General features: G+C 61.9%; 22 protein-coding genes and 1 tRNA gene. 13 read left to right on the top strand and 10 right to left on the bottom strand.

Translation table 11 applies throughout. The features are described 5' to 3' along the window. The first annotated feature begins 61 nt into the window (after window positions 1–61). Window positions 62–1,453: a cysteine--tRNA ligase gene (gene cysS / locus EK373_RS17975; protein ID WP_129645102.1), complete on the top strand. Its 1,392-nt coding sequence runs from the start codon at window positions 62–64 to the stop codon at window positions 1,451–1,453. 90 nt (window positions 1,454–1,543) lie between these two features. Here the strand turns inward: cysS and EK373_RS17980 are convergent. The 3 genes from EK373_RS17980 to EK373_RS17990 form a co-directional block, all read right to left on the bottom strand. Beyond that, window positions 1,544–1,617: transfer RNA gene (locus EK373_RS17980), tRNA-Cys, on the bottom strand. A 52-nt stretch (window positions 1,618–1,669) separates the two neighbouring features. Next, on the bottom strand, window positions 1,670–3,403 hold the full coding sequence (locus tag EK373_RS17985) for a DUF885 domain-containing protein (RefSeq protein WP_157994406.1): 1,734 nt from the start codon (window positions 3,401–3,403) through the stop codon (window positions 1,670–1,672). Between the two features lie 104 nt (window positions 3,404–3,507). Continuing rightward, window positions 3,508–4,413, bottom strand: a complete 906-nt coding sequence (locus EK373_RS17990; RefSeq protein ID WP_129645104.1) for a gliding motility protein GldB-related protein — start codon at window positions 4,411–4,413, stop codon at window positions 3,508–3,510. Window positions 4,414–4,504: 91 nt separating this feature from the next. Here EK373_RS17990 and EK373_RS17995 point away from each other — a divergent pair, with 91 nt between their 5' ends. Further along, window positions 4,505–5,134, top strand: coding sequence for a lecithin retinol acyltransferase family protein (locus EK373_RS17995; protein WP_129645105.1), 630 nt, complete (start codon window positions 4,505–4,507; stop codon window positions 5,132–5,134). Here the strand turns inward: EK373_RS17995 and EK373_RS18000 are convergent. Together EK373_RS18000 and EK373_RS18005 are read right to left on the bottom strand one after the other, a co-directional pair. Beyond that, a complete protein-coding gene (locus tag EK373_RS18000; protein ID WP_129645106.1) occupies window positions 5,019–5,585 on the bottom strand; it encodes a DUF4126 domain-containing protein in 567 nt (188 codons plus the stop codon). The two genes, EK373_RS17995 and EK373_RS18000, sit on opposite strands and share 116 nt — an antisense overlap. A 105-nt stretch (window positions 5,586–5,690) precedes the next feature. Next, on the bottom strand, window positions 5,691–8,108 hold the full coding sequence (locus EK373_RS18005; RefSeq protein ID WP_129645107.1) for a TonB-dependent receptor: 2,418 nt from the start codon (window positions 8,106–8,108) through the stop codon (window positions 5,691–5,693). A 205-nt stretch (window positions 8,109–8,313) separates the two neighbouring features. Between EK373_RS18005 and EK373_RS18010 the strand changes: the two genes are divergently transcribed. From EK373_RS18010 to EK373_RS18030, 5 genes are all read left to right on the top strand, one after another. Next, complete coding sequence (locus EK373_RS18010) at window positions 8,314–8,967, top strand: RNA polymerase sigma factor (RefSeq protein ID WP_129645108.1); 654 nt, start codon at window positions 8,314–8,316, stop codon at window positions 8,965–8,967. A gap of 28 nt (window positions 8,968–8,995) precedes the next feature. Further along, window positions 8,996–9,940, top strand: coding sequence for a FecR family protein (locus tag EK373_RS18015; protein ID WP_129645109.1), 945 nt, complete (start codon window positions 8,996–8,998; stop codon window positions 9,938–9,940). Window positions 9,941–10,020: 80 nt separating this feature from the next. Further along, complete coding sequence (locus EK373_RS18020; protein WP_129645110.1) at window positions 10,021–13,272, top strand: TonB-dependent receptor; 3,252 nt, start codon at window positions 10,021–10,023, stop codon at window positions 13,270–13,272. Continuing rightward, entirely contained in the window at window positions 13,272–14,408 is a 1,137-nt protein-coding gene (locus EK373_RS18025) for a hypothetical protein (protein ID WP_198683410.1), read from the top strand. The genes EK373_RS18020 and EK373_RS18025 overlap by 1 nt, the downstream gene beginning before the upstream one ends. After that, a complete protein-coding gene (locus tag EK373_RS18030) occupies window positions 14,405–16,048 on the top strand; it encodes an alkaline phosphatase D family protein (RefSeq protein WP_129645111.1) in 1,644 nt (547 codons plus the stop codon). The genes EK373_RS18025 and EK373_RS18030 overlap by 4 nt, the downstream gene beginning before the upstream one ends. Window positions 16,049–16,051: 3 nt before the next feature. Here the strand turns inward: EK373_RS18030 and EK373_RS18035 are convergent, their stop codons facing one another. Continuing rightward, window positions 16,052–16,675, bottom strand: coding sequence for a class I SAM-dependent methyltransferase (locus EK373_RS18035; protein ID WP_129645908.1), 624 nt, complete (start codon window positions 16,673–16,675; stop codon window positions 16,052–16,054). Window positions 16,676–16,986: 311 nt separating this feature from the next. Between EK373_RS18035 and EK373_RS18040 the strand changes: the two genes are divergently transcribed. From EK373_RS18040 to EK373_RS18055, 4 genes are all read left to right on the top strand, one after another. Then, window positions 16,987–18,045: a 3-deoxy-7-phosphoheptulonate synthase gene (locus EK373_RS18040; protein ID WP_129645112.1), complete on the top strand. Its 1,059-nt coding sequence runs from the start codon at window positions 16,987–16,989 to the stop codon at window positions 18,043–18,045. 167 nt (window positions 18,046–18,212) lie between these two features. After that, window positions 18,213–19,154, top strand: coding sequence for a DUF5996 family protein (locus EK373_RS18045; protein WP_129645113.1), 942 nt, complete (start codon window positions 18,213–18,215; stop codon window positions 19,152–19,154). A gap of 21 nt (window positions 19,155–19,175) precedes the next feature. Beyond that, window positions 19,176–19,745 carry an HdeD family acid-resistance protein gene (locus EK373_RS18050; protein ID WP_129645114.1) on the top strand — a complete coding sequence of 190 codons (570 nt, stop codon included), beginning with the start codon at window positions 19,176–19,178 and terminating at the stop codon, window positions 19,743–19,745. A 184-nt stretch (window positions 19,746–19,929) separates the two neighbouring features. Further along, entirely contained in the window at window positions 19,930–20,616 is a 687-nt protein-coding gene (locus tag EK373_RS18055) for an SH3 domain-containing protein (RefSeq protein WP_129645115.1), read from the top strand. Window positions 20,617–20,737: 121 nt separating this feature from the next. Here the strand turns inward: EK373_RS18055 and EK373_RS18060 are convergent, their stop codons facing one another. The 4 genes from EK373_RS18060 to EK373_RS18075 all read right to left on the bottom strand — a co-directional run bounded on the left by EK373_RS18060 (window position 20,738) and on the right by EK373_RS18075 (window position 24,149). Beyond that, window positions 20,738–21,793 carry a hypothetical protein gene (locus EK373_RS18060; protein WP_129645116.1) on the bottom strand — a complete coding sequence of 352 codons (1,056 nt, stop codon included), beginning with the start codon at window positions 21,791–21,793 and terminating at the stop codon, window positions 20,738–20,740. 4 nt (window positions 21,794–21,797) lie between these two features. Further along, a complete protein-coding gene (locus EK373_RS18065) occupies window positions 21,798–23,132 on the bottom strand; it encodes a hypothetical protein (RefSeq protein WP_129645117.1) in 1,335 nt (444 codons plus the stop codon). A gap of 78 nt (window positions 23,133–23,210) precedes the next feature. After that, entirely contained in the window at window positions 23,211–23,927 is a 717-nt protein-coding gene (locus EK373_RS18070) for a 2'-5' RNA ligase family protein (RefSeq protein WP_129645118.1), read from the bottom strand. Between the two features lie 12 nt (window positions 23,928–23,939). After that, window positions 23,940–24,149, bottom strand: coding sequence for a hypothetical protein (locus EK373_RS18075; protein WP_129645119.1), 210 nt, complete (start codon window positions 24,147–24,149; stop codon window positions 23,940–23,942). A gap of 158 nt (window positions 24,150–24,307) precedes the next feature. Here EK373_RS18075 and EK373_RS18080 point away from each other — a divergent pair, with 158 nt between their 5' ends. Together EK373_RS18080 and EK373_RS18085 are read left to right on the top strand one after the other, a co-directional pair. Further along, entirely contained in the window at window positions 24,308–24,889 is a 582-nt protein-coding gene (locus EK373_RS18080) for a hypothetical protein (protein WP_129645120.1), read from the top strand. A 110-nt stretch (window positions 24,890–24,999) separates the two neighbouring features. Next, entirely contained in the window at window positions 25,000–26,112 is a 1,113-nt protein-coding gene (locus EK373_RS18085; protein ID WP_129645121.1) for a TIGR03118 family protein, read from the top strand. Window positions 26,113–26,208 lie beyond the last annotated feature (96 nt).

Consider the following 26,208-nt stretch of genomic DNA (forward strand, 5'->3'; position numbering starts at 1 on the left):
GCGCGGCTGCACCAGCTTTGCGCGGCTCGCTCCCATTGCACTCATCCTACGAGGCAGGACCATGATCCGCATTCACAACTCGCTTTCCGGCCAGAAACAGGAGCTGGCGCCGATCCGGCCGGGTCACGTTCGCATGTATGTGTGCGGCATCACCGTGTACGACCATGTGCACGTCGGCCACGCGCGGATGTTTGTGGTGTTCGATATGGTGCGACGATATTTGCAGCGTCGCGGCTTCGCGGTGACGCTGGTTCAGAACATCACGGACATCGATGACAAGATCATCCGTCGCGCGGCCGAGAATGGCGAGCCGATGGAAGCGCTGGTCGAGCGATTCATCCGCGCCATGTGGGAAGATCGAGAACGGCTGGGCATCGTCGCGCCGGATCACGAGCCGCGGGCGACGGAATATCTTCCGCAAATCATCTCCATGGTGGAGCGCCTGATCGAGCGTGGCTATGCCTACGTGGCGTCGAACGGCGACGTCATGTATTCGGTCGCGCAGTTCGAGGGCTACGGCCGATTGTCTGGAAAATGTCTTGCGGATCTGCGTGCCGGCGCGCGGGTTGCAGTCGTCGAGGCGAAGCGCGATCCGCTCGATTTCGTGTTGTGGAAAGCCGCCAAGCCTGGCGAGCCGGCGTGGAATTCGCCGTGGGGCAGCGGCAGGCCCGGATGGCATATCGAGTGCTCGGCGATGTCGACGTCGCTGCTTGGCGACCACTTCGACATTCACGGCGGCGGGCTGGATCTCAAATTCCCCCATCACGAAAACGAGATCGCGCAGTCCTGCGGCGCTTCCGGCCACTCACACTTCGCGAACCTCTGGATGCACAACGGCTTCGTGAATGTGGACAGCGAGAAGATGTCGAAATCGCTCGGCAACTTCTTCACTTTGCGAGACGTGCTGGCGAAGCTGCGTCATCCGGAGGTGATGCGTTACTTCATGTTGTCGAGCCACTACCGAGGACCAATCAATTATTCGCTCGAGCAGCTCGAACAAGCGGATGCGGCGCTGGTGCGCCTGTACACCGCGCTACGGGAGCTGCCGAGAATTCACGAAGTACAGTCTGGTGTTCACACCGAGCGCTTCTGTGAAGCGATGGACGACGACTTCAATACCCCCGAAGCGTTGGCGGTACTTCAGTCGCTCGCACGCGGCATCAACTCGGCGCGCGCCGCCGGTGACAACTCACAAGCGACCCTGCTCGGTGCGGAGCTTCGCTCGCTCGCTGGTGTGCTGGGCCTCGCGCAAGCCGATCCCGAAGCATGGCTCCGCGGGGCCGGCGAAGCAGATATTGCGGATTCGGCGGTGGAGTCTTTGATCGAGGAGCGCAATACGGCGCGTCGGGGCAAGAACTGGCCCGAAGCGGATCGAATCCGCCAGCAACTCGACAGTGTCGGGGTGATTCTGGAGGATCAGCCCGGCGGCAAGACCCTTTGGCGCCGGGCCTAACGCTGCCCTATCGCGTGCCACCCAGGTACATGGACGTACCCGCCGCGCTCGGAGGGGCGGGGCAGGAGCCCCGATCCCTCGTCATAAATATGGAGGCGCGGACAGGATTCGAACCTATTTACGAGGCTTTGCAAACCTCTGCCTCACCGATCGGCCACCGCGCCACTGGAGAGAGATGCTACGCACTTCGCGCGGCGTTTCCGCCTGTCAACTCTGTCAGTGTTTGCTCTTCAGCCAGTGCGCGACTTGTTCGCGCAGCATCGGTAAGGTCACTGCGCCGTTCTCCAGCAGCACGGAGTGGAACTCGCGAATGTCGAAGCGTGAGCCCAATGTTTCCTGGGCCTGCTTGCGAAGGGCGAAGAATTCCAGCGCGCCGGTGTCATAGGCGGTGAGCTGGCCGGGCCACATGGCGACGCGGTCCACCACTGACCTGGCCGTGTTGTCGTCGAATCGGCCGCTCTCGGCGACGAACGCGATCGTCTGCTCGCGCGTCCAGTCGAACATATGAATGCCCGGGTCCACGACCATGCCGCGTGCCGGCCACAAACGTCGATTGGCTAGCGCGTAGTTGGAGCTGTACAGCCCCATTTCTTCCGCAAGCGCCTCGGCGTAGCGAGCCCAGCCCTCACTGAAGCCGGAATTGCCGACCAGGCGAGTGATGGGATGTGCGGCCGGCCGTTCGACGGCGAGCGCGATCTGCAAGTGATGACCGGGATACGCTTCGTGAAACGCGGTGATTTCGGCATTCGAGCGCGTGGTTTGAGCGTAGGGATACAGCGTGATGCGATACATCGCGGGCCGGCTGCCGTCTTCGGCGGCGGGCCAATAACTGTCGCTGGCGGTCTGCTCCAGGAAATCGGGGTAGGGCTCGACGACGATCTTCGCCTCGGGCACGCGGGCGAACCACTTCGGCATGTGATCTTTGGCGCGGTCGACGGCCGCCTGCGCGAACGTCAGCAGCTGGTCGCGGCTGGTGAAATGATTCGCCGGATCGTCCTGCAACTTCTTCAGTAACGTCGGCAGATCGTTCGCTTGCAACTCCTTCTTACCGATGGCGAGCGCGGTCGCCAGGTTGCGGTCCACTTCGCGACGTCCCAGCTCGAATGTTTCTTTGGCGGGACGATCCAGCGTCGTGTAGCTGCGGAAGGAGGCCTGATAGCACTGCTCGCCGTTCGGATTCGCCTTGATGGCGATGGATTCGCGCGCCTTGGCGAGATATTCATTTTTCAGGAATCGATTGTAGCGTTCGGCCACCGGCCTGACCTGTTCGCTCAGCAGCGCGGCCCAGGCCTTCTTGAACTCCGGCGACTCATCGCGTGAAGCCGGGCTGTACATGGGCCATTCCTCGACCGGCTTGGCGAGCATCTGATCCAGTTGCTCGATGAACAGTTGCACGTTGGCTTTGGGCGTGGTGTAGCCGTTTCGGAGTCCTTCGCGGAGATTGTCCAGCTCGTTCGACAAGTAACGCGGCAACTTGCCCCAGCGCGCGAGCGCTTCACGACGCGCCTGCTCGGAGCCCACCGGCTGGATGGCAGCGAGCTGCGTCGTCATGAAGGGCCAGCCGGACATTTGATTGACCGGCCACAGCTCGTATTTGCAAACGCGCAACTGACGCGACGATTCGACGGCTTCCCGCAAGAAGCCGAGCACGACCCACTCGGGCTTGCCGAACAGCGGCGCCGAATCGATCCTGGCGAGCTCCTTGGACCAACCGTCTTCCAAAACCTGCCAGCGTTTCAGCGCGGCGAGGGAGTTGTCGCTCAGGCCATCGTGGTGTTCTTGCTTCACGCCACTGAATGTGGCCATCTCGGGAAAGGTCTTGGTGTACTCGGCAACGTAGCTATCCGCGAGCGAGATAACCTGCTGCGTCGATTGCTCCGCGGCGTTTGCACCTCCCATCCACAGGGAGACAGCCACCATTGCGATCGCTGATGTATTTCGGATCTTCACGAATGTTTCCCACGCGAATATAGTCAACGGATACTCGCAGACACGAATTTGTCGATGAGTCCGGCAGCTCATCGTCGAAGCCGGGCATCAATATCATCGGATGCCTATTGCAATTGAATACCGGGGTGCCAGCCGCTCTTGGCGAGGAACGCTTTGGCGTCGGTCATTTCCAGGATGTCGCGGAAGGCTTGGGTTTTATCGGGAGCGCGTTGGTAGTAGGCCTTGCAGATTCGATAGCCGACCCAGTAGCCGAGGTCGCCGGGCTTTTCCAGCGTACTGTTATCCAGCCATTGCGACAGATCGGTCTTGTCCTGATCGGCGATGAATGCGGTTTCGATCTGCTTCTCGCGGCCCTGGGTCAATGGGCCGAAGTGAGCGTAGCCCGTCTTGCCTGACGTGAGTTCCGCGACCAGTTCGGCCGCGCCTTCCAAGAGGGATCGCTGCAATACCGTGAAGTGATCTTCGTCGGTGTTGGTCGCCACTTGTTGAATGTGTGCGTACTCGTGCGCGATGACGTGCACGAAGCGATCCTCGAGGTTGGGATAGAACCAATCCACCGCGCACAGTGCTTCCAGGCCGATCTGCAATCCCGTGTCGGGATAGCCGACGCCGACCGGCTTGCCGCGACCGACGACGATCGTGACCGGCGGAATGCGAGCTTGCGGGTAGAGCCTGACCAACTCGCGCAATGAAACCTCCAGACGCTGCCGCACGCCAGGCAAAACCGCGAGACAGCGCTTGGCATTGGCGTAGATCGCAGGCTGCTTTGCGATCCGGTCGGCGATGCTCTGAGCGGTCACGTTGCGAATCTTCGCCAGCGTGTGCAGCTCCTCGGTGCCGGCATCGAGATAGTCACGTTGCAGCTGCTCGACGGTCGGGTGGCCGTTCGCGGCGTCGTAGATTTTGTAGAAGCGGTCCACGTCCTCGATTTGTATCTGCGGTCCTTCGGCGGCGCCAGCGGTCGCGCAGGCAAGGCCACCAATCAGGACAGCCAGGCCGAGTCCTTGCATTGTTTTTGCTCTCCTTTCTGCCATGACCCTTGCGACGCGCATCCCCCGTAAAAGGTTGCACAGAGATTGTAGCCCTGTTTAGGGAGCCCCCATGGAAAAGCCCAACCCCACATTCGCATTCAGCGGTGTAGTGCCTTCCATATGCGATGCCGAAGCTGGCGACTCGGAATGGTGTAGTCAGCAGAATCGATCGGCCGATGGCGGCGGTCCGCCCGATCTGCCTCAGCCGGGAGCGCACATCGCCACCGAGCGCAGAGCGTACGTTCACCACGGCATTTATCTCGGCGACGGTTTGGTCGCGCACTACGCCGGTTTCGTGCGCAGCCTGCGCCCCGGTCCGATTGAAGCGGTGTCGATGGAACGGTTCACGCAAGGCCGACCGTGGTACGTGATCCCGGAAAGCTCGCCTGCGTTCAGCAGCACCGAAATCGTCAGTCGCGCGCTGTCCCGCCTTGGGGAGCATCGCTATCACTTTCTCAATAACAACTGCGAGCACTTCTGCGAATGGTGCCTGCGGGCGGAGCACCGCAGCTATCAAGTGGATCGGTTGCTTTCCTGGCCGCTGCGTAATCTGCAGCGAGCATTGAATGTCGCCGCGACGCTGATCAATCTGCCGGATTGCTTCGCGCGCGTGCACGACGAGATCGTCGCCGGAAGAGATAAATCGCTAATGCCAGTGCTGCCACGACACACGCAATCGGCGCCAGGATCGCGAGAATAGAAATCGTCGCAGCGCTCGCGGTCTCCGCGGTGCTGACGACGGGATTGCCCAGCCCGCCGGTCAACGCTGTACTTTTCACGCGCAGCAGAGCGGCTCCGGTCTTGGTCAGGCCGGCAATGCCGCCACCGGCGATGATCGCAATCGGCCACCTCGCTTCCGGCGGCACATCCACCATCACCGAAGCGCTGGCCAGCACGCCCGCCACGACCGCCAATGGACCGGCCAGGACATCGAGCAGGTGATCGACGCCCGGGATATAGAAAGCCAGCGTCTCGAGCGTGGCCGCGGTCCCCAGGGCGATCAACGCGGGCGTGCTTTGCAGCCATTGAAAAGAGTCGGCCAGGGGGATGACGCCGACCCGAGCTGCGAATCCCGCCACCAGCAGCGGCACGAACACGCGAAAGCCCGTCGCCGCCGCGAGCCCGATGCCCAGCGCGACGCTGAAAAGCATGTTCAGAGAAGAGTCCACCGTCAGTAAAGAACTGGCGGGATATTCTGTTCCATCTGCCGGAGAACAGCGAGAGCGGGCAGCCGAGCTGCCCGCTCCATCGATCGATCAGAACGACTTGTTGACGGTCAAGCCATAGGTGCGCGGATCGCCCAGCTGCGCGACGACCAGGCCGGTGCTGCCCGACTGGGTGGACAGGAATTCGAAGTAGTCCTTGCCGAAGGCGTTGCGCACCCAGCCGTACACGTTCCAGCCGTCGCCGAAGCGGGCGCCGGCGCGGAAGTTCGCGAGCGAGTAGCCCGACACGTCGGTATAGATCGAGCGCGACGGATTCGACGAGAACTTGGAGCGATAGCTGCCGTCGAACGCGAAGTACGCGCCGCCCTCGGCGCCGAGCGCATTCAGCGGCAAGTCATACTCGAATCCATACGACAGCGCGACCTTCGAAACGCCCGGCAACCATTGGCCGGAGATATCGCAGGAAGGCGGGCTGAAGCCACCAGGTGTGCCGGGCGCACTCGGCGGATTCGCGGCGCTCGCAGCGGTGCCGCCCGAAAGCTCCGGCGGGCACGGCGCATCAGGAAACTTCACATACTCGTGATCCGTGTAGGCGCCGTTGAAGAACACGCTCAGATTGTCGAGCGGTCGTGTGCTCAATTCCAACTCCACGCCACGCACTCTCACTTGCTCGGCATTCGCAAGATAGCCGCGGATCACGTTCGCCTGGCTGTTCGTGACCGTCGCCTGATAGTCGTCGATGTCGGTCCAGAATGCAGACAAGTTGAGCGTCACGCCTTGCGAGAACAACTGCGTCTTCAAACCGGCCTCGTAGTGGTTGGTCTTCTCGGGATCGACCGTCGCCACCGCAGTGATGGGCTGGCTGTTCGCATCCAGCGGCAAGCCCGACAGGTTGATGCCGCCCGATTTGAACGAGCGAGCGTAAGTAACATACGCGAGCACATCATCGGCCACGTCATACGACACCGTGAAGTCGCCCGACACGTTGGTGTCGTCGAACTCGGGCTCATAGCTCTGCGGCGCGAGCACGCCGCGTTCGGCAGACGTGAGCGGCGTGCTGGTCGCATTCGTCACCGTTGCAATGTACTTGCCTTCCTTCTTGTCGTAGTTGACGCGCAGGCCGGGCTGCAGCCGCAGATCGTCCGTGATATGCCAGGTGAGCTGGCCGAACGCCGCGACGCTGGTGTTTTTCAGGCCGATGTCGTTCTCCGAGCGCAGCCCGTCGAGGATGGCAGGATTGTTCGCGTTCGCGCCGCTGAGCAACCAGCGGCTCGCGAGCGGGCCTTGCTCCTGCACGCCGGAGGTATCGACGGTCTGGTAGAAGCCATACAAGCCGACGACGTAGTCGATCTTGTCTCCGGAGTCGGCGTAGCGCAGCTCTTGCGAATACTGACGCTGCTTGGACGGATTCGCGGACACGGTGGTGATGGGCAAGCCGATGAAGTCACGATCGTTCGACGGACCCCAGTCCCACTTGCGATAAGCGCTCACCGAGGTGAGTTGGCCGGAGCCGACGTTCCACTCGGCCACCGCCGAGGCGCCGCCAAATTGCTGGATGGCGGTGAGCGGGGTGTCCAGGTCGGTCAGCCGATCGAACGGATTGAAGCTCGGCGGCTGATAGTTGCCGGACGCAGCGGCGAGCGCGTCGTACTGGCGATTGAGCGGCCGTTGAGTCGAGCCAGTCCTGGCCCACACCTGGCCATAGCCGATCGGATCCTGTTCGGTGTAGTCAGCGGAGAAGTTGATTTTGAAATCCTGGCTCGCCTGCCAGAGCAGCTGGCCCTTGACGCCGCGATTGTCCAGCTCGTTGATGTGCTGACCGGTGGCGGTGTTATAGATAGTGCCGTCACGCGAGGTGTACGAAGCGCTCAGGCGACCCGCGAGCGTTTCGCCAATGAGCGGGCCGGACACCGACGCCTTGCTCTGGATGTAATCGTAATTGCCCCGCGTCAGCTCGACGCGTGCTTCCGGCGTGAACGTCGGCTTGCGCGAAGTGATGTTGACCGCGCCGGCCGTGGTGTTCTTGCCGTACAGCGTGCCCTGCGGGCCGCGCAGGATCTCGACTTGCTCGACATCGAGGAAGTCGAACGTCGCGGTGGCGTTGCGATTGTAATAAACCTGGTCGATGTAGATGCCGACGCCGGGCTCGATGCCGTCGTTGGTGAGGCCGAATGGCGTGCCCAGGCCGCGGATGTTGACGCTGGAATTACGCGGGTTGCTGGAATAGAACTGCACCGAAGGCTGCAGCTGCGAAAGGCGGCCGACGTTGATGGTGCCGGTCTGCTCGATGGTGTTGGCATTGAGTACCGATACCGCCAGCGGTACGTCTTGAACCGCTTCTTCGCGGCGTCGAGCCGTGACCGTCACGCTCTCGATCTGCGAATCCGCCGAAGCGTTCGTGTCGGTGTCGCCCTCGGCAGCGTGAGTAGCGCTCGTGCTCCCCGCAACGATCAGGGCGAGCAGGGCCGAGTAGCCCAGCGATTCGCTGTTAGTCCGAAGTCCGCGCATTCTTGTATTCCCACGTAGTTGGCCAGTGTTGGAGCTATCGTAGGAGCTGGCCGATACCGGTTCAGTCGCGGCGCGGTCACGAATCGGTCACCGTTCATGCCGGGCTGCCATCAGCAGATCACAAATAGTTACCTCGGCAGGAGGGGCTGAAACATATCCGTCATACGCACCGCCTAGCATCTGCCGTCGTTTTTTGCTGCTGGGAATGTGGACGCGGGTGTCTGATCGAACCGAATTAGAGGGGGACAGGGATTTCCCTCTGGACGATGTCGAGAGAGCTCGCTGGTTCGTGCACCACATCCTGCCCCACGAGGCCGCCCTCAGGGGCTGGCTGTCGCGCCGACGTGCGCCGGGGGCCTTCGACGTGGATGACATAGTGCAGGAGAGCTATGCGCTGCTGGCCGAGCGCGAGCGCGTAGACGACATCCTGAATCCGCGCGCCTACCTGTTCCAGGTCGCCCATTCATTGGTCGTTCGAAGCATTCGCCGGGCGCGGATCGTGCCCATCCTCGCCGTCGAAGATCTCGGGCTGGCGGACCTGCCCGACGACGCGGCCACTCCGGAACAAAGCGCCATCGCGCACGACGATTTGCGCCGACTGGCGGAAGTCATCGCCAGCATGCCGGGGCAGACTCGCGAGGCATTCGTTCTACGCCGGGTCCGCGGCTTGTCTCAGCGGGAGATCGCTTCGCGCATGGGACTTTCAGAGAACACAGTCGAGAAGCACATCGTTCGTGGCCTTCGCTGGTTGGGAGATTGGTTCGCCAGTGGCGGAAACCCACCCGCTAAAAGCTCTAATCAGTTGAAGCGTGAACAAAGGCGTGCCGGTGCAAGAGCTCGAAACCAGTCAGGATATTGATCGAGCCGCGGCAGAATGGGTGGCCCGGATGGATCGTGCGCCCCTTGCCGCCGGCGAAACTGAAGAGCTGACGCAATGGCTGACAGCCGATCGACGCCGCCGGGGCGCGTTCATTCGCGCGCGAGCGATATGGATGCGCAGCGAGTCGGCGCGGGCACTCGGCCCACAGTACGATCCTGAGAACTTTCAACCTGCGGCAGCCGAACCGCCGCCTCCCGCGCACGTCGAGCGCCGACGACCGATGATGAAGTGGAGCGGAGCGCTGGCCGCATCGCTCGTGGTCGCCGTGATGCTTGTGACAACGTTGCAGATGCCTACGGCCTACGCCACGGCCAAGGGTGAGATGCGTACTGTGCCATTGGGAGATGGCGCCACGGTGACACTCAACACCGATACCCACATCAAGCTCTACGACGACGAGGGCCGGCGACGCATCCGTGTGTTGCGAGGTGAAGTCCTGATCGAGGGCGCCGCGGCGACGTCGCCGACTTTGGTTGAAGTCGACGGCAAGCAGCTGGAAGGTTCGGCGGCGACATTCGTCGTGCGCAAATTGAACGATCAGCCCGCGCAGGTGCTGGTTCAGGAGGGCCGCGTCGTGCTCGCCGAAGAGAGACAGGCGACCCTGCCGCTGTCGGCGAACACTGGCGCGTCGTTGCTCGAAGGCAAAGAGCAGGGATGGCAGCTGCGAGCGTTGTCTTATGGACAACTCAGCCGCGAGCTGGCCTGGCGCGAAGGCAAGATCGCCTTGCAGGGTGAAACCTTGGCGGAAGCAGTGGCCCTCTATGCACGCTACAGCGACACGCCCATCGTCATCGCCGATCCGGGGTTGGCGACAGTCCCCGTTGCCGGTCTGTTCGCAGTCAATAATGCGCTGGGCTTCAGTCGCGCCGTCGCGAATGTATTCGACGCGGACGTGCGACAGGAAGGCGATCGAATCGTCATCGCCGCTCGACATCGAGCTGGCGGACTTTGAACTTTTTTTGACAGCAGACGGAAACGTCGGCGCCAGCGCTCTCTGATCTCAACTGCTCATTGAGCTCGTTGAGATCAGACATGAATCGTTACAAGAATGTCCTGCTGGCCAGCGCCATCGCCGCCGCGCTGGCATCCGCTCCCCAGGCCGACGCGCAACAGCGTAAGTTTGAAGTTCCCGCACAGCGTGCGGTCACAGCCATCCCCGAGTTGGCGCGGCAGGCGCAGGTGCAGATCATTGCGCCTGCTGGATCTTTGGAGGGCATCGACACACCGGCGATCGCTGGCGAGATGGATACGCGCGACGCTCTGCGCACACTGTTGGCGGGTACTGGCCTGAGGATCAAGTCCGATGAAGGCAATGTGATTTTGCTGGAGCAGGCGGGCGGCAGTGTCGCGCGTACGCCGTCTCAGCAGCACGTCGGCACCGGCGGTGTGCGCGGTCGCATTCTCAATACCGCGACGGGCGAGTATGTGCGTAACGCGGAGATTCGCGTCGAAGGCACGTCGATCGTTACTTACTCCGAAGATGGCGGTAATTTCCGACTCAACGTCGTGCCGGCCGGCGAGATCACCGTCGTCGTCAGATACACCGGTCTGCAAGAGTCGAAGGCGGCGGTCACCGTGCTCGCGGATCAGATTGTCACGCTGGATTTCGAGCTCCGCGTGCCTTCCTACGCCGATGCAGCCGGTCCGGACGAGATCAACATGGTGATCGTCACCGCCAAACGCGAGGGCCAGGCCAGCGCGATCATGGAGCGTCGCGCCGCGATGAATGCGAAGAACGTGGTCGAAGCCGACAACTTCGGCGCGCTGACCATGGGCGACGTCGGCGAGTTCATGAAGTCCATGCCGGGCATTTCGCTCGACTACACCGAAGTGGACGCGACGGCCGTGCGCATCGGCGGCCTCGATCCGAAATACTCCACGTTCACCATCGACGGCGCCCGCATGGCCACCGCGACGTCGAACAACAACACCGGTCGCCAGAACTCCTTCGAGCAGATGTCCATCACCGGCATCGAGGCGATCGAGCTCAACAACACGCTCACGGCCCGCATGGATGCCGACTCACCCGGTGGCACGATCAACTTGCGCAGCAAGTCCGCGCTCGACCTCACCGGCCGCGAAGTCGTTTTGCAGCTCGGCGGCGTCGGCACCTCCGACTCCACGTCCTCGCGCAAGTACTTCCCGGACGATAAGAAGCATTCGACCGTCTATCCCTCGGCGCAGCTCGGCTACAGCGACATCTTCATGGACGGTCGCCTGGGTGTCGCGTTCAACACCAGCTATAACGCCAACTACGTTCAGCAGGATCGTATCCAGACGGACTGGTCGTATCTTCCCGACGGGCGCGTCATGCCTTATCGCGTCATGTGGCGTCCGGGCCCGAAGATGACCACTCGCACGGCCGCCAACCTGAGTGCGGACTATCAGATCACCGACGATCTGGTGTTCTCGTTGCGGAGCATGTACTCGTTCTATGACGTCGAGTACTTCAACCAATACACGTTCCTGTACTTCGGCACCACTACGACGTCCTATGCCACGCCGGATTCCACGCCTACGCACATCGTCGTGAATCCGAACGGGACGAACACGCGTTTGCGCACCGAGTATTCGCATCGCTACGCCGGCACACCGACGTACACCATTGCGCCGAAGCTGGAATTCAAGGGCGACACGCTGGAGGTCGCGCTGCGCCCCAGCTACTCCCGCTCGGAATTCAACTTCCGTGACAATGACGAAGGCTTCTTCCAGCGCACCGATACCTGGCTGACCGGCATCGGCTTCACGCTCGATCGCGCCTCGCAGGACTCGAACGCGTGGAACCTCACGCAGACCGCGGGGCGCGACTGGAGCGATCCCGGGAACTTCAATCTGGATGCGGACATCGGCAACAACATTCGCACCTCCCAGTCCGATGCCATCAACGAGCAGTACGGCGTCAATCTGGACCTGAAGAAGGATCTCAACTTCGGCGACCTGCCGGTGACGTTCTACACCGGCTTGGGCAGCCGCACGAACGACTGGCGCACCGACGAGGGTTCTTATCGGCAGTTTCAGTATGTCGGTCCGAACGGCGATCTGACGCAGCGGGATCCCGCGGCCGTCATTCCCTGGACCCAGAACTACGACTTCGAAATCACCGGTTTCAACGCCGGCAACATGAATGCCCAGAACTGGCGCGCCGATAGCAACTACGCGGTCTACGACATCTACAAGGAACACCCCGAATATTTCGTGCCCGACACCGTCGGCAACCTGAAGCGCCAGCTGGATTTCAACAAGCGCATCCAGGAGGACGTCGAGGCGGCATACATCGAAGGCGAGACCCGCGTCGGCGACGCGCGCTTCGATCTCGGCGTGCGCTATGAGAAGACCAAGACGGCGGCGCGCGTGGCTACCGTGCGCACGCCCGCCGAAGTGACTGCCGCCGGTCTCAACGTCAACACCGTCGAAGGCCTGCTCTATCAGTACAACAACGGCGCGTACTCCGACCGCCACGGCGAATACGACGACTGGTTCGTTAGCGGCGGCGTCAAGTACGACTTCACCCGGAAGCTCGTCGGCCAGCTCGCGTTCAGTCAGGCGATCCTGCGCCCCGACTACGGCAACCTCGGCGGCGTGGTGACCGTGAACGAGGACACCTCGACCGTCAACGTGCCGAATCCGGAGTTGAAGCCCGAGCACGCCACGAAGTATTTCGCAGCCCTGCAGTACTACCTCGAGCCCTCCGGTCTGATCGGTCTGTCCTACTACAAGCTCGACATCAAAGACATGCAAGTGGCCGGCATCGAGGTCGAGCCCGAGGCGGTCGGCTTCGGCCCCGACGAATATTCCGGTTTCACCTTCCGCAGCGCGCAGAACGTCCCGGGCAAAAGCACCAATGAAGGTCTGACCTTCGAATACAGCCAGCAGTTCACCTTCCTGCCGGGCGCATTGAAAGGCCTGAGCGTGTTTGGCTCGATCACGCGCATCAATCCGGACGGCGAGCGCGTGAACATGCCGGAGCGCGCGGCCAACATCGGCGTCGGCTACGCTTACGGTCCATTCGACTTCAGGATCAACGGCAACTATCAAGGGAAGTATCGGACCAGCGCGCTGAGCAATACCGCGACCACCGCCAACAACGGCATCCTCTATCACACCTCGCGCGATCTGTGGAATATCAGCGCGAGCTACAAGTATTCGGACAACCTCGAAGTGCAGCTCGCGGGCCGCAACATCTTCAACGAGCCTGATATCATCTACTCCAACGTCGAGAGCCGAGTGCAGCAGTACACGATCTACGGTTCGATGTGGAACCTCGGAGTGAAGGTTACATTCTGATGGCTCGTACTTTCATTGCAGCCGCAGCGCTGCTCATCACCACCTGCGTGGCGACGGCCGAGCCCGTCGCCACGCCCACCGCTCGGTTGCCGCTCACGCAGAACGGCGGCACGTGGGACGCGGGGCACGTACAAGGCATCGCCGTGGACGTGAAGGGTGGATATATCTATTACTCGTTCACCAATCTGCTCGCGAAGTACGATTTCGGCGGCAAGCTGGTGGGCACGATCGTCGGCTGGACCGGCCATCTCGGCGACCTCGATTTCAATCCCGCCGATGGCAAGCTGTACGGCTCGCTGGAGTATCGCGAGTACAACGCGTTCTACGTTGCCGTGATTGACGTGAAGCGGCTCGATCGCGTCGGCATCGAGGCCGGCAAAAGCGAAATCTTCCGGACCGTTTATCTACCGGAGGTGGCCAGGGATTTCCTTGCCGATGTGGATGGCGATGGCAGAACCGATGGCGCCAAAGATCATCGCTACGGCAGCTCCGGCATCGACGGCGTTGCCATCGGGCCGGCCTTCGGTCGGGTCGATGGTCCGCTTTATCTCACCGCCGGTTACGGTGTCTTCGGCGATACCGAACGCGACGACAACGACCATCAAGTGCTCATTCAATATGACGTGAGCGATTGGGCGAAGTACGCTCGACCGCTGAATGAATCGGATCCGCATCGCAGTGGACCTGGCGCATACCAGGGAAAGTATTTCGTGCGCACCGGTAACACGACCTGGGGTGTGCAGAATCTTTCCTACGACCGCTCGATGCAGCGCTGGTTCATGGGCGTCTACCGGGGCAAGAAGAAGTCCTTCCCCAACTATCTGCTGTTCGCCGTCGATGCACGTACGCAACCGAAGCTGGGCGTCCTGGTCGGTGTGCCGCATCCCGAGGGCAAGGGTTGGGAACAGGGTCACTTGCTCGCGCTCGCCGACGATGGCTTGAAGGATGCCGCCACCGGCGTGCGCGGTTGGAATCAGAAGGGCGATGTGGGCTTCCAGCCGGTCGGCAACAAGTTGTTCTATCTGTCGGTGAGCTCGGGCGGCAAGGGCGCCCAGACTGCGGATCTCACATTGATGCGATGGACCGGCGATGCTGACAAGCCCTTCGTTGCCGTGACCTCGGAAGAGATCCGATGACGCTGAGTATCGATCGGCGTCGCCTCGTCGTTGGAGGCGCGCTTGGCTTGGGCGCGCTGATGCTGCCGATCGGCGGCAGCCTTGCATCGGTGGTGCTCGGAGCAAAAGGCTTCACTCACAGTGTTGCCAGCGGCGAGCCTGGCTCCGATTCCATGCTGCTGTGGACGCGCTATGTGCCAGCGAACGGGGTCGACGACGTGCGGCTGGCTGCGGAAGTGGCGCTGGATTCCGACTTCACGCGCGTTGTGTCGGGCGGCAGCGTTCGAATCGGCGCGTTTCGTGACTGGACGGCCAAGCTCACCGTCGATGGCCTGCAGCCAGGCACCCGCTACTGGTATCGATTCATCGCACCCGATGGCGACAAGTCGCCGGTCGGGCGCACCAAGACGCTGCCGGTCGGCGCTGTCGATCGCTTCGGCCTGGGTGTGTTTTCCTGCTCGAGCCTGCCTCTCGGCTGGTTCAATGCTTACGGGCACGCAGCCGCGCGTGACGATCTCGACCTGTGGTTACACGTCGGGGATTACATCTATGAATACGCGCTGGCTGCGTATAAGGACAAGGATCTCGTCTCGGGACGAGATGTGATGCCGGCGCATGGGCACGAGATGATCGGTCTGGCGGACTATCGCCTGCGACTGGCTTGTTATCGTGCCGATCCGGATCTGCAGAAGCTGCACCAGGTGGCTCCGATGGTCGCGTTGTGGGATGACCATGACTCCACCAACGACAGTTGGGAAGGTGGGGCGCAGAATCATCAGCCGACGTCCGAAGGCGATTGGAGTCTCCGGCGTGCTGCTTCGATTCAGGCTTTCCGCGAGTGGCTGCCGGTTTCTGAAGAACCCTGGAAGGCGTATCGCATCGGTTCCCTTGCCACGCTGTATCGAACCGAGTCGCGCCTTTTCGCGCGCACGCGACCGGCGTATGCGGAGTTGGCGAAGGCACACGATGCGAGCGATCCCGATGCAGCTCTGCGCGCGTTTCGCGATGGCGCGTGGCGCGATCCGACGGCAACGATGCTCGGTTCGACTCAGGAACTTTGGCTCGCGCAGGAATTGAAGCGCAATGCTGCTGCCTCGAACTGGCAGATGGTTGGCATGGCCACCATCATGGGCCGCACGTTGATGCCGGGTTCGGCGCCGGGCTGGCTGCGCCCCGAGGCGGGCGAGCATGTCGCGAACAAGTTCAAGAAGGATGTGCGCGGCTCCAAACTCGGCGTGCCCATGTGGATGGATCGCTGGGACGGTTATCCCGTCGCTCGCTCGCGTCTGCTGAAGTCAGCACAAGAAGCCGATGCGGACCTGGTGATGTTGTCAGGCGATAGTCACAACGCCTGGGCCTATTCACTGGCGGAAGACGGTCAGCCGGCGGGCGTCGAGTTCGCAGGTCATAGCGTGACGTCGCCTGGCATCGAAGGACAGTTGGGCGTGGACCCCAAAGATGTGGTCCGCGCGTTCGTTGACACGAATCCCGAGCTGGTGTGGGCCGACACCAGTCAACGCGGCTACATGATGGTCGATGTCACTGCGCAGCGTGTGACCGGCGAATGGTTGTTCATGAAGACGATCAAGTCGCGCAGCACGGCGTTGGCGGGTAGACATCGGATGTCGGCCGAGCGGGGGAGACGGAAGTTCGCAGTTTGATCATCAAGTGGAGGCAGCTACCGCCGCCCGGCCTTCATATATATAAGTCAGCGGCCTCGGTCCCTTCATGTAGCCGGTGTGCAGATGTTCGATCCTGAAACCGGCGCCCTGGATCAACTCGCGGATGGGGCGGTTCAAATGACAACCGCCGCCGATGCAACGCCACGTCGGCGTGAGGCGATCCTGCCATTTCCTGACGCTGGCGTCGGGAGACAGGCCGTGCTCGGCGAATAGCAGCCGTCCGTTGGGTTTCATCACACGGCGGATCTCCTTCAGCGCTCGCGATACATCGGGGATGCTACAGAGCGTGAAGGTTGTGACGACCGTATCGAACTGGTGATCCGGCAACGGAATGCTTTCTGCAGAGGCGGCGATCAATTCCAGCGGCAACTGCCGGCGCGTCGCGAATTCCCTCGTCATTTCCATTAGCGGAGCAGCGGGCTCGATGGCGACGAGCGTTGTGGCTTTCGGGCCGTAGAAGGGAATATTCGCGCCGGCGCCGATCCCGATCTCCAGGACCGTCCCCTCGGCCGAGGAAATAACCCGTTCGCGATAAGGCCGGAGCTCCCGATTGCGCATCGAGGCATCGATGATCCAAGGCAGAACGCGGTTTCGATAGAAGCCCACGGGACACTCCATGGCTGTCTCGAGCAGCTTACACGACTGCCAGACACCCGCTTCACCCTGGCCGAAAGTCCATTGCGCGTCGAATCGTCTTGCACAATGCGAATCAGAGAGTTGCAGAGGGCAATATTCCTGTGTTATCAAAGCCCCCAATGCAAAAATCTTCCACCCGCTATTGGTTTTACTTTAGCTATCCAAAGCCGCTGGCGGATGGACTGACCTCGATTTGACCGAAGCTTGAACCGAGTCACCCGAAAAACCGCCAGCAAACTGGCGGTTTTTTTTGCGCCGCCGGTAAGCCCACTGGAGCCCTCGTGAACGCCCGTACCGACGATTTAAGAATTCGTGAAATCCGCGAGCTGGTCACTCCTCATCAAGTGATGAGCGAGCACCCGTGCACCGAGACTGCCGCGGCCACCGTCGAGCAGGGCCGCAGAGCAATGCAGGACATCGTGCACGGTCGCAGCGACCGGCTCGCCGTCGTCATCGGGCCCTGCTCGATTCACGATACCCAAGCGGCGATGGACTATGCCCATCGGCTGCGGGAACAGCGGGAGCGCTTCAAGGGCGAACTGGAAATCGTCATGCGCGTGTATTTCGAGAAGCCGCGCACCACGGTGGGCTGGAAAGGACTGATCAACGATCCCGATCTCGACGGCAGCTTCAATATCAATCGGGGGCTGCGCATTGCGCGTCAGCTGTTGGGCGACATCAACGATCTTGGCTTGCCCGCCGGTTGCGAGTTCCTCGACATCATCACACCGCAATACATCGGCGACCTGGTCGCTTGGGGCGCGATCGGCGCACGCACCACCGAGAGCCAGGTGCACCGTGAGATGACCTCGGGCTTGTCCTGCCCGGTGGGATTCAAGAATGGCACCGACGGCAATGTGAAGATTGCGATCGATGCAGTGCAGGCGGCGTCCTTTCCGCATCATTTTCTGGCCGTGACCAAGCAAGGTCACAGCGCCATCGCGACCACCAGCGGCAACGGCGATTGTCACGTGATCCTGCGCGGCGGCAAGGAGCCGAACTACGATGCGGCGAGCATCGATTCAGTGTGCAAACAACTCGGTGCGGCCAAGCTGCCGCTGCGCGTGATGGTCGACGTGAGTCATGGCAACAGCTCGAAGAAGCCCGAGAATCAGCCGCTGGTCATCGCCGATATCGCCAAACGCATCGAAGCAGGGGAGCGGCGCATCAGCGGCGTCATGGTCGAGAGTCATCTGAAGGCCGGCCGGCAGGACCTGGCGCCGGGCAAGCCGCTCGAATATGGCCAGAGCATCACGGATGGGTGCGTCGACTGGCAGTCGTCCGTGCAGATCCTGGAGCAACTTGCAAATGCCGTGAGTGTGCGGCGCAAGACTTCATGAGCGCGGGCGCGGCGTACCAACCTGCAGCGTGTAGGAGTTTCCGTGATCGCTGCAGGGTGAAGGTCGGCCTGCCCATCGTCACCTGCTTTGAAGGCTGAACTCCACTTGCTGATGGAACATTGACGGCCGGAAGATGCTGACAGCTGAAACTGCTGCGAGGCGCTTCCATGACTCTGGATTCCTGGCCCGAACTGCCCTATGCGGCGTGGCAGGAGACCTGCACGACGCTGCACTTGTGGACGCAGATCGCCGGCAAGATCCGCTTGGCTCGTACGCCCTGGCTCAATCACGGCTGGCATGTGACGCTGTATGTCACGACCAACGGCCTCACCACCTCGCCGATTCCTGACGGGCACCGCACCTTCGAGCTGCGCTTCGACTTGCGGCAGCACCAGTTCGACATCGAAGTGAGTGATGGACAGGCGCGGCGGATTCCCTTGCTCCCCATGACGGTCGCCGACTTCCATGGGGCCGTGTTGAAAGAGCTCGAATCGGTTGGCATCCAGGTCGCGATCGACGATCTGCCGAGCGAAATTGCCGACAGCATCCCATTCTCGCGCGACCGCAAGCACGCCTCGTACGACCGGGAGTACGTGCAGCGCTTCGCTCAGGTGCTGCGTCAGGTAGACCAGGTATTCAAGACGTTCCGAACCGGGTTTCTGGGCAAGAGCAGCCCGGTGCATTTTTTCTGGGGCAGCTTCGATCTCGCGGTGACTCGCTTCTCGGGCCGGCCGGCGCCGCTGTTCACCGGCACCGCGCCGGGACTGCGTCAGGATGTGATGCAGGAGGCCTACTCGCACGAAGTCAGCAGCGCGGGCTTCTGGCCGGGCGGGCCAGGCATCGACGCATCGTTCTATTCATATGCCTATCCGCCGCCAGAGGGCTTCAAGGAATATCGCGTGGAGCCCAAAGACGCGACATTCAACGAAGCTCTCGGTGAGTTCGTGCTGCCCTACGAGCGAGTGCGCGCAGCGAAAGATCCCGCCGCCGCACTGCTGAGCTTTCTGCAATCGACGTATGAAGCGGCGGCCGTCAGCGGCAAGTGGGATCGCGCTGCGCTGGAGTGTGAGCTCGGCAAGCCGGGCGTGCCTCGCGGCCGATCGGTCTGAATCTCTGCAGAGGAGACCATCATGAGCGTCAGCGCATCAGAACGGCATTCAATTCCGGGATTCCTACCCTTGATCGGTCGCAGCTGGTGGGTGCTGCTGGTGTACGGCATCCTGGGTGTGATCTTCGGATTGTTTGCACTCGCGCGGCCATTGGCCGCAGCGACGGCAATGGTTTGGGCCATCGGCGTGCTGGCGCTGGCCGAGGGCGTCGTGAGTTTGTTTGCTGCCTTCAGCGGCAAGGTTGCAGTGTCGAAAGGCTGGGTGCTCCTATATGCGGTGCTGTCGATCCTGTTCGGCATCATGGCGGTCGTCAATCCTGTATCGACGGCGGGCGCTTTGCTGTTGTTTCTCGCCGCGTGGCTGGTCTTCGCCGGCATCTATCGCATCATCTTCGCGATCCGGGTGCGCCAGGAAATCAAGGGAGAGTGGTTGATCGCGCTCAGCGGTCTGCTGAGCATTGCACTCGGTGCACTCTTCGTAATCAGCCCGCTGACCGGCCTGGTCGTCACCGCCTGGTGGATCGGCGCGGGTGCGTTGATCTACGGCGTGCTGCAAATCATTGCGGCCTTCAAGCTGCGCGCGCTCAAATGAGCTGACGCTTGCGCAAGTGATCGAACGGCGCAGCGTGAGCTCGACGGATCGGCTCTCTCTGGCGCTCGGACCGGGTGGCGGTGCTGCGATCCGGTTCAAAGTTTTGCAGTAACGAATCGGCCATTCGCGACCGTTCAGCTTTCGGCGGTTGCCCGCGCCGGGCAACTCTGAAAACATCGCTGATATGAAATATTCAGCGACGCTTTCCTGTCTGTTGATTGCGACAGCCTTTCTGGTTGCGGCCACGCTGCCGCTCGCCAGCGCGGCGCAGGAAATGCCAGCAAGCGAGGCGCCCGCGGCGACTGCGCCGACGGCGGAGAAACGTTTCGTTTCCGACAAGCTCGTGTTGAATGTCTATGCCGAGCCGGATCAAGGCAGCGCCCGCGTCGCGACGATCCAGACCGGCGACGCCGTCGAGGAGTTGGAACGCTCCGGCAGTCTGGTTCGAGTGCGTTTGGAAGATGGCCGTGAAGGTTGGGTAGGAGCGAGCTACCTGACAAGCGATGAGCCCGCTATCGTTCGTCTGCGCGAGTTGCAGCGTCAGCAACCGAACGCCGCGCCTCGAGTGGACAAGGCATCGCTGGACGAGATCGCGCAGCTGAAAAAAGAAAGTACCGCGCTGCGTGGGCAAGTGAGCGAGTTGCAAGCTCGCATCGCCGCGCCGGTCGCACCACCGCCACCGCAGGGTGAAACGATCACCGCAGCGCCGGAGCCGCCGTTGCAAGCAGCGGTGCTTCCTACCACTGCGCCGAATAGCGTGGTGGGCTGGGTAGTCGCGATGCTGGCGGTTGGCGCGGTGAGTTATGCCGGCGGCTACCAGACGCTCGCACGCCGGCTGCGCAAGAAGTTCGGCGGTTTGAAAATCTATTGACACGCGCCGACCCACGATGAGCGACAGCCCGCTCGGCCGGTTCTATCTGGCGGGCGTCAATATCAAACTTTGAGATGTGCGCCACTCCAGGCACAAGGATGTGCCTGCGCCGCTGTTTCTTCTATGGCTCGCCGACCAGCTGCACGGCGTCGATCTGGTTCCATCCCCAGACTCGTGCCGTAGCCAGCGTGATGCGAGCGCCGGTCACGACGAACGAAGTTTTGGGAATGTCCTGGACGAGCCAGCCGATCGTGTTCTTCTGATACGGTGTGGCGTCGGCGCCGCTCCAGATCTCGTGGCTGGCGCCGTCGGCGTCGATCAGCTCGAGCTTGCTGATGGCTCCAGGCGCGGCGCTCTGACGGATGCGCAAACTGGTGGCGTACACCGGCCTGGCGAATTTCACTTCCAACCATTCGGGCGTTTTGGAGTCGCCTGATCTGGTGGTCCACGCGGCGGGATTGTCGGAGTAGCGTGACACGTTGGGCGCACCAGTCGCCTGCCAAGCGGAGTAGCCGGCCTTCTGGTCGGCTGTTTGTGCGTACGTCGAGCTCGCAACCGCGCTCGAAGCCCATTGCCCCAGCGGATCGGCGAGGATTTTCTTTTCATCGACGGGAGCTGCCGCCGGCTGCGTCGCGGGCTTGCTGTCCTGAACGGGCGGTGTTGACGCGATGGCGGCCGCGGCGTCGCTTGAGGATGCATTCGCATCGGACGCTGACGGCGCCGCCGGCTCTGAAGATGCCGGCTCTGAAGATGCCGGCTCCACCGACTCCAACGATGCGCGTCGCAGAGCTTCTCTATTGTGGCGTGCGGCCTCGTCGGCGAACGTGGCTTGAGCGTGGCTGGCTCGCAGGCTGGATGTTGGTACCGTCACAAACGTCACTGCGCCCGGCGTGTTGGCGAGCATGACGCTGTCAGGAGTTGTTTCTTCAGGAACATCGACCTGATCTTCCTCGTCGGATGCGAACGGCTCGTTCGCATCCGGATCGACGATTTCTTCGGCGAGATGTATTTCCTGGGTGGCGACGCCTGCCATGTCGAACGATTCAGTCGACGGTGCCTCGGCGGCGGCAGCAGGGCCAGCGCCATCGTGGTCGGCGGGCGCCACTTCGCCTCTGCCGCAGCCAGCGAGGACAGCAATCGAGATGCACGCGAGTGTGTAGATGCGAGCGCTCGTCATGGGGTCACTCCGCAGGTTGGCGGTGCAGTCGCAACGCCCAGTAGTGCTGTCCCTTGCCGGCGCCATCGGGTTGGATCCGGACGACTTCTATATCGTCCGGACGTTGCGGATCGATCTCGACCTTCATCGATACGCTGATGCCCGGCATGCGCTGCACGCGTCCCCACGACCTGTCGCTCTGCTCGTCAGTCCGTTTCCCGCAGGTGCCTTGCGGCTTGTTCCACTCGTGCTGGGTCTGTGTGCCGTCGGATATCTCGGGCACGCGATAGTCGATGGCCAGGGTGCCAGACTGTTCGTCGACTCTTAGAACGCCATCCGCGGTGCCGCTAGTCTTACCCTCCGAGCGGATCTCGCTGCCGGCGTCGAACTTCCAGTCGGTTTTTTTATACCAGCCGCATTCGCCAGGCATCGCCCAGGTAATCTTGTTGAACCATGCTTCCTGGCGCGACGCCTTATAGCGGAGTTTGATATTGCCGCCCGCGGCCGGCGCGTCGATGCTCGCCCGGGCGCGCACGGACTTGCGGTCGCCCCTTTGCTCCTCGCCCACGGCGTCGAGATACACGCTGTTGGAGCCCTTCTCGAGGACTTTCGAAGCGACCGAGTGGTAGACGTACGCGTACTCGAGCACTCCACGCCAGCGCCCGTCACGTGCCGGCCGCTTCTCGCACTTGCGCTTCAAGCGAGCGCGCTCGGCGTAGAGAATGTCGAGGCCCGCCTGGTACGCGTCCCGATCGTCCTTTGCGAAGAACTGAGCGTTGTCCCAACTGGACTTCGGCGTGCTACTGCTCTGGCAGGTGTGCCGATGATGCCGTTCGTGCGCCAGCGTGAAGTTCACGATTGCTGCGCATTCGCGGCTCGGGTACTGGCGTTCGGTGATGCGGTCCCATGCGTGTTCGAGCTCCGGTGGATTGCGGTTTTCCTCGCGAGAGCGCTGCGTCTCACGGAGAACCGGGTTGCCCTTCTTGTCATACTTGTACTTGACGAGCGGGCAGTGCTCGTCCGGATTCAGCAATGTACCGGCGGTCGCACCGGCGCCGGAGCCTGTGCCATGGGGCACTTCGGTAGGTACGCCATAGAACGAGAGTAGAAACAGCGCATTCGCCCGTTGACGCACGTCATCCGGTGTGAGCAGCGAGGCGGGCATGTAATCGGCCCATTGCTGGAACAGCTTGTGCAGAAACTCCTGCTGGGCGATGTGCTCTTCGATCTGCTCGAGATTGTCGCAGTCACAAGGACGGCGCGCCGCCAGCGCCGCCGGGCTCGATATGAACAGTGCGCCCAGGGCCAGCGCACAAGATGCGATTCGGAATGCAGATGTTTGCCCGAAGGTCGTATGCATAGCGCCGCCAGATGACCGGATCCAGCGGCGCATTCTCCGAATTTCGCGAGCGCCCTGCCTCGCTCAAAAGGGCTGTTTCTATCTGGCGGGCGCTGCTCGCCACAGTTCCTTTCGGGCAGTGCCGATGTTGCCGAGCTGATAGATGGCAAGTGTTTCGATCGAGAAGGTCGTGTGAGGAAACGGCGGCAGTTCATCCTTGGCCGTGCGGCTGATTTCGCCGGCGGTGATGTGCGGCTCGAACCGCTCGCCGGTTTGTTTCTGTTCGAAGGTCTGCACGTACTCGAGAGTCTTGGCGTCGATCTCGGGCGGGCCGGGTGAAGTAACAAAGGCGTCGGGGCCGCCCGAAGGTGCTGCAAACGGACGCAGCGCTGCGACCAGGTCCGCTTGTAGCGCGGCGAGTTCCGGTGTTTTTTCAACTTTGATGCTGACCACCTCGGCCTCGCCCCAGGCCGAGTGCTCCAGGCCCGCTGTCTCGAGCTTTGCGCCGGCCAGCCGATGCCTGGCCGAGACGCCCTCGACCGCAGCAACTATTTTCGGCAGATCCTTGGTCGCGACGAACCGGTGCAGCACGGAGATGTGCGGCGTATGCGTCTCGTCAAGGGCGAACGGCTGCGGCTGAAATTGCTGCAACTGTTCGTTGAGCTCACGAGCCCGATCGCGCATCGAAGCGTCAGGGACAGCGAGGATATTGATGGCCACAAGGTCCGCTGCTTCGGATCGGGAATCCAACGGCATGGCCAGCGCGATCCAGGCCATTCCCGCGAGACCGGTCAGCAATATCTCTCGGGTATTCATCCGACTCGAGCCTTAGAAGGCGTTCTTCCGCACCGGCTGGACACCGGAATCGCGCGGCTTCGGTTGTTTGGGGAAGCCGCCTGCAGGCTGCCGCTTCTCCAAAGCATTCTTCATGGTCTCGGCCCAGCTGGCTTTGGCCTTGGTTTTGGCCTTCGCCTTCGCACCTTTGTGGGATGAGCCTTTCGCCGTCGTGGTCTTTTTTGCCGTCGTCTTTGCAGTCATGGGTACCTCCGCAGTGTCGTGATGTTTCCACTGAACGCCTGAGTCGTCGATCAAGCTCCCTGGCGCATCGCCTTCGGCGTACGCTGAACGCCATGCGCTATTAGAGACACACCGCTGTGTTGCTACTGGCGTGGGCGCCGTACCCGGCCCAGGTTGCAATGGCCGCGCAGAGCCACTGGTCGGTAGAGCTCCTGGTCGGTGAAGCTTACAACGCCCGTAGCAGCACCCGCATCGAACAGGGCGCGTCAGGCGGATTGTCCACGTCTGGAGACTATGAAACCAGGGGATTGGAGGCGCCGTTTCACTACGCCTGGCGCATCTCTCGCTGGCAGGGCAACGGTGCCTGGGAGTTGCAGCTGCTGCATCACAAGCTGTACCTGGAGAATCCGCCCGACGGTGTCGATTCGCTGTCGGTGAGCCACGGATTCAATATTGTGAGTTTCAATCGCGCCTGGGAGTCCCGTGGCTGGTGTTTCCGCGCTGGCGTTGGCCCGGTCATTACACACGCCGAAGCGAATATCGCTGGCACAGTCTACGACGGACCCTACGAACTGGCAGGCGGCGCTGTGTGGGTGGGAGCCGGGCACAGGCTCGATCTCAGTCCACACTTTTATCTATTGGGCGAGGTCTCCGCATCGTTGGGCTGGATCGACGCGCATCCTCGAGGAAATCCCGATCTGCGGATCGGCATCCGCAATCCGGCTTTGCACGCGCAGCTCGGTGCGGGTTATCGATTCTGATCGCTCAGGGCGGCGCCGGGGATGAACCGCGGCGTATGGGTGCGGTACTCACATCACGCCGCTTCGCCGACGGCGCGCTCGATCGATCACTTCCACAAAGGTCAATTCCCATGAGCACCGCAAGACTCATCCCGTGGTCCGGCGTCGCGTACGCCGCACTCACACTGGCAACCCTGCCCGCGATTGCGCATGACGACGATTCCGACGGCAACGGCCGCGCGCATTCTGTCTATGAATCGAAGGTGCTGGTTTCAAACGGCGGTCTGCCGGCGAACTTCACCGATGAGAATCTGATCAATGGCTGGGGCGTGGCATTCAACCCGACCGGCTTTGTCTGGGTGAGCTCGGAGGATGCAGGAAAGTCGGTGCTGTACGATGGCAACGGACAGCCGCAATCGCTGGTCGTGACTGTGCCTGGGCCGGGCGGGGCTGAGGGCAATCCGACCGGCATCGTATTCTCGGGCGGGATGGACTTCGTCGTGACCAACGGAACGGCCACGGGTCCGGCTCGATTCATATTCGCGACCGAGCAGGGGACCATTGCGGGCTGGGCGCCCAACGTGAATGCCACGAATGCCCTCGAGGCGGTCGACAATTCGAAGCAGGGGGCGGCCTATACGGGACTTGCTCTGAGCGGCAACGGCACGACACATCTTTTGTACGCGTGCAATTTCAGCAAGGCGCGTATCGATGTGTTCGATGGCACGTTCAAGGCCGTAGATGTGCCCGGCGATTTCGCCGACCCGAACCTGCCCGGCGACTACGCGCCTTTCGGCATTCAGGCGATCGGCGGCGATATCTATGTGACATATGCGAAACAGGAAGAGCCAGGCAGTGACGAGGAAGAGGTCGGTGCAGGTCTGGGCTTCGTCGATGTGTTCGATCCGCAAGGTCATCTGATCCGCCGGATCGCCAGCCACGGTCCGCTCAATGCTCCTTGGGGAATTGCGCTCGCGCCAGCCAGCTTCGGCGCTTTTGGCGGCGCATTGCTGATCGGCAACCTGGGCGATGGAACCATCAGCGCCTTTGGGGCGCGTTCCGGAAAATTCCTCGGCAAGCTTCGCGGCGCAAACAAGCGCGCCATCAGCGTAGACGGGCTGTGGGGTATCCAGTTCGGCAATGGAATTCTCGGCCAGCCGACGAACTCGTTGTTCTGGGCGGCCGGACCGAACGATGAAACCGATGGCGCGTACGGCGTCATCAACGTAGCGACCGAAAACTGAGGATCGGTCTGCGCCTCATGCGCCTTTGACAACCACCGGCCGGCAGGCTAGTTTGCTGCGTCGAAGTTGTCCGGACAAATGCTGGAGTCCGGCCGG

It is taken from the genome of Peristeroidobacter agariperforans (assembly GCF_004138335.1).
In the GTDB taxonomy this organism is placed as follows: Bacteria; Pseudomonadota; Gammaproteobacteria; order Steroidobacterales; family Steroidobacteraceae; genus Steroidobacter; species Steroidobacter agariperforans.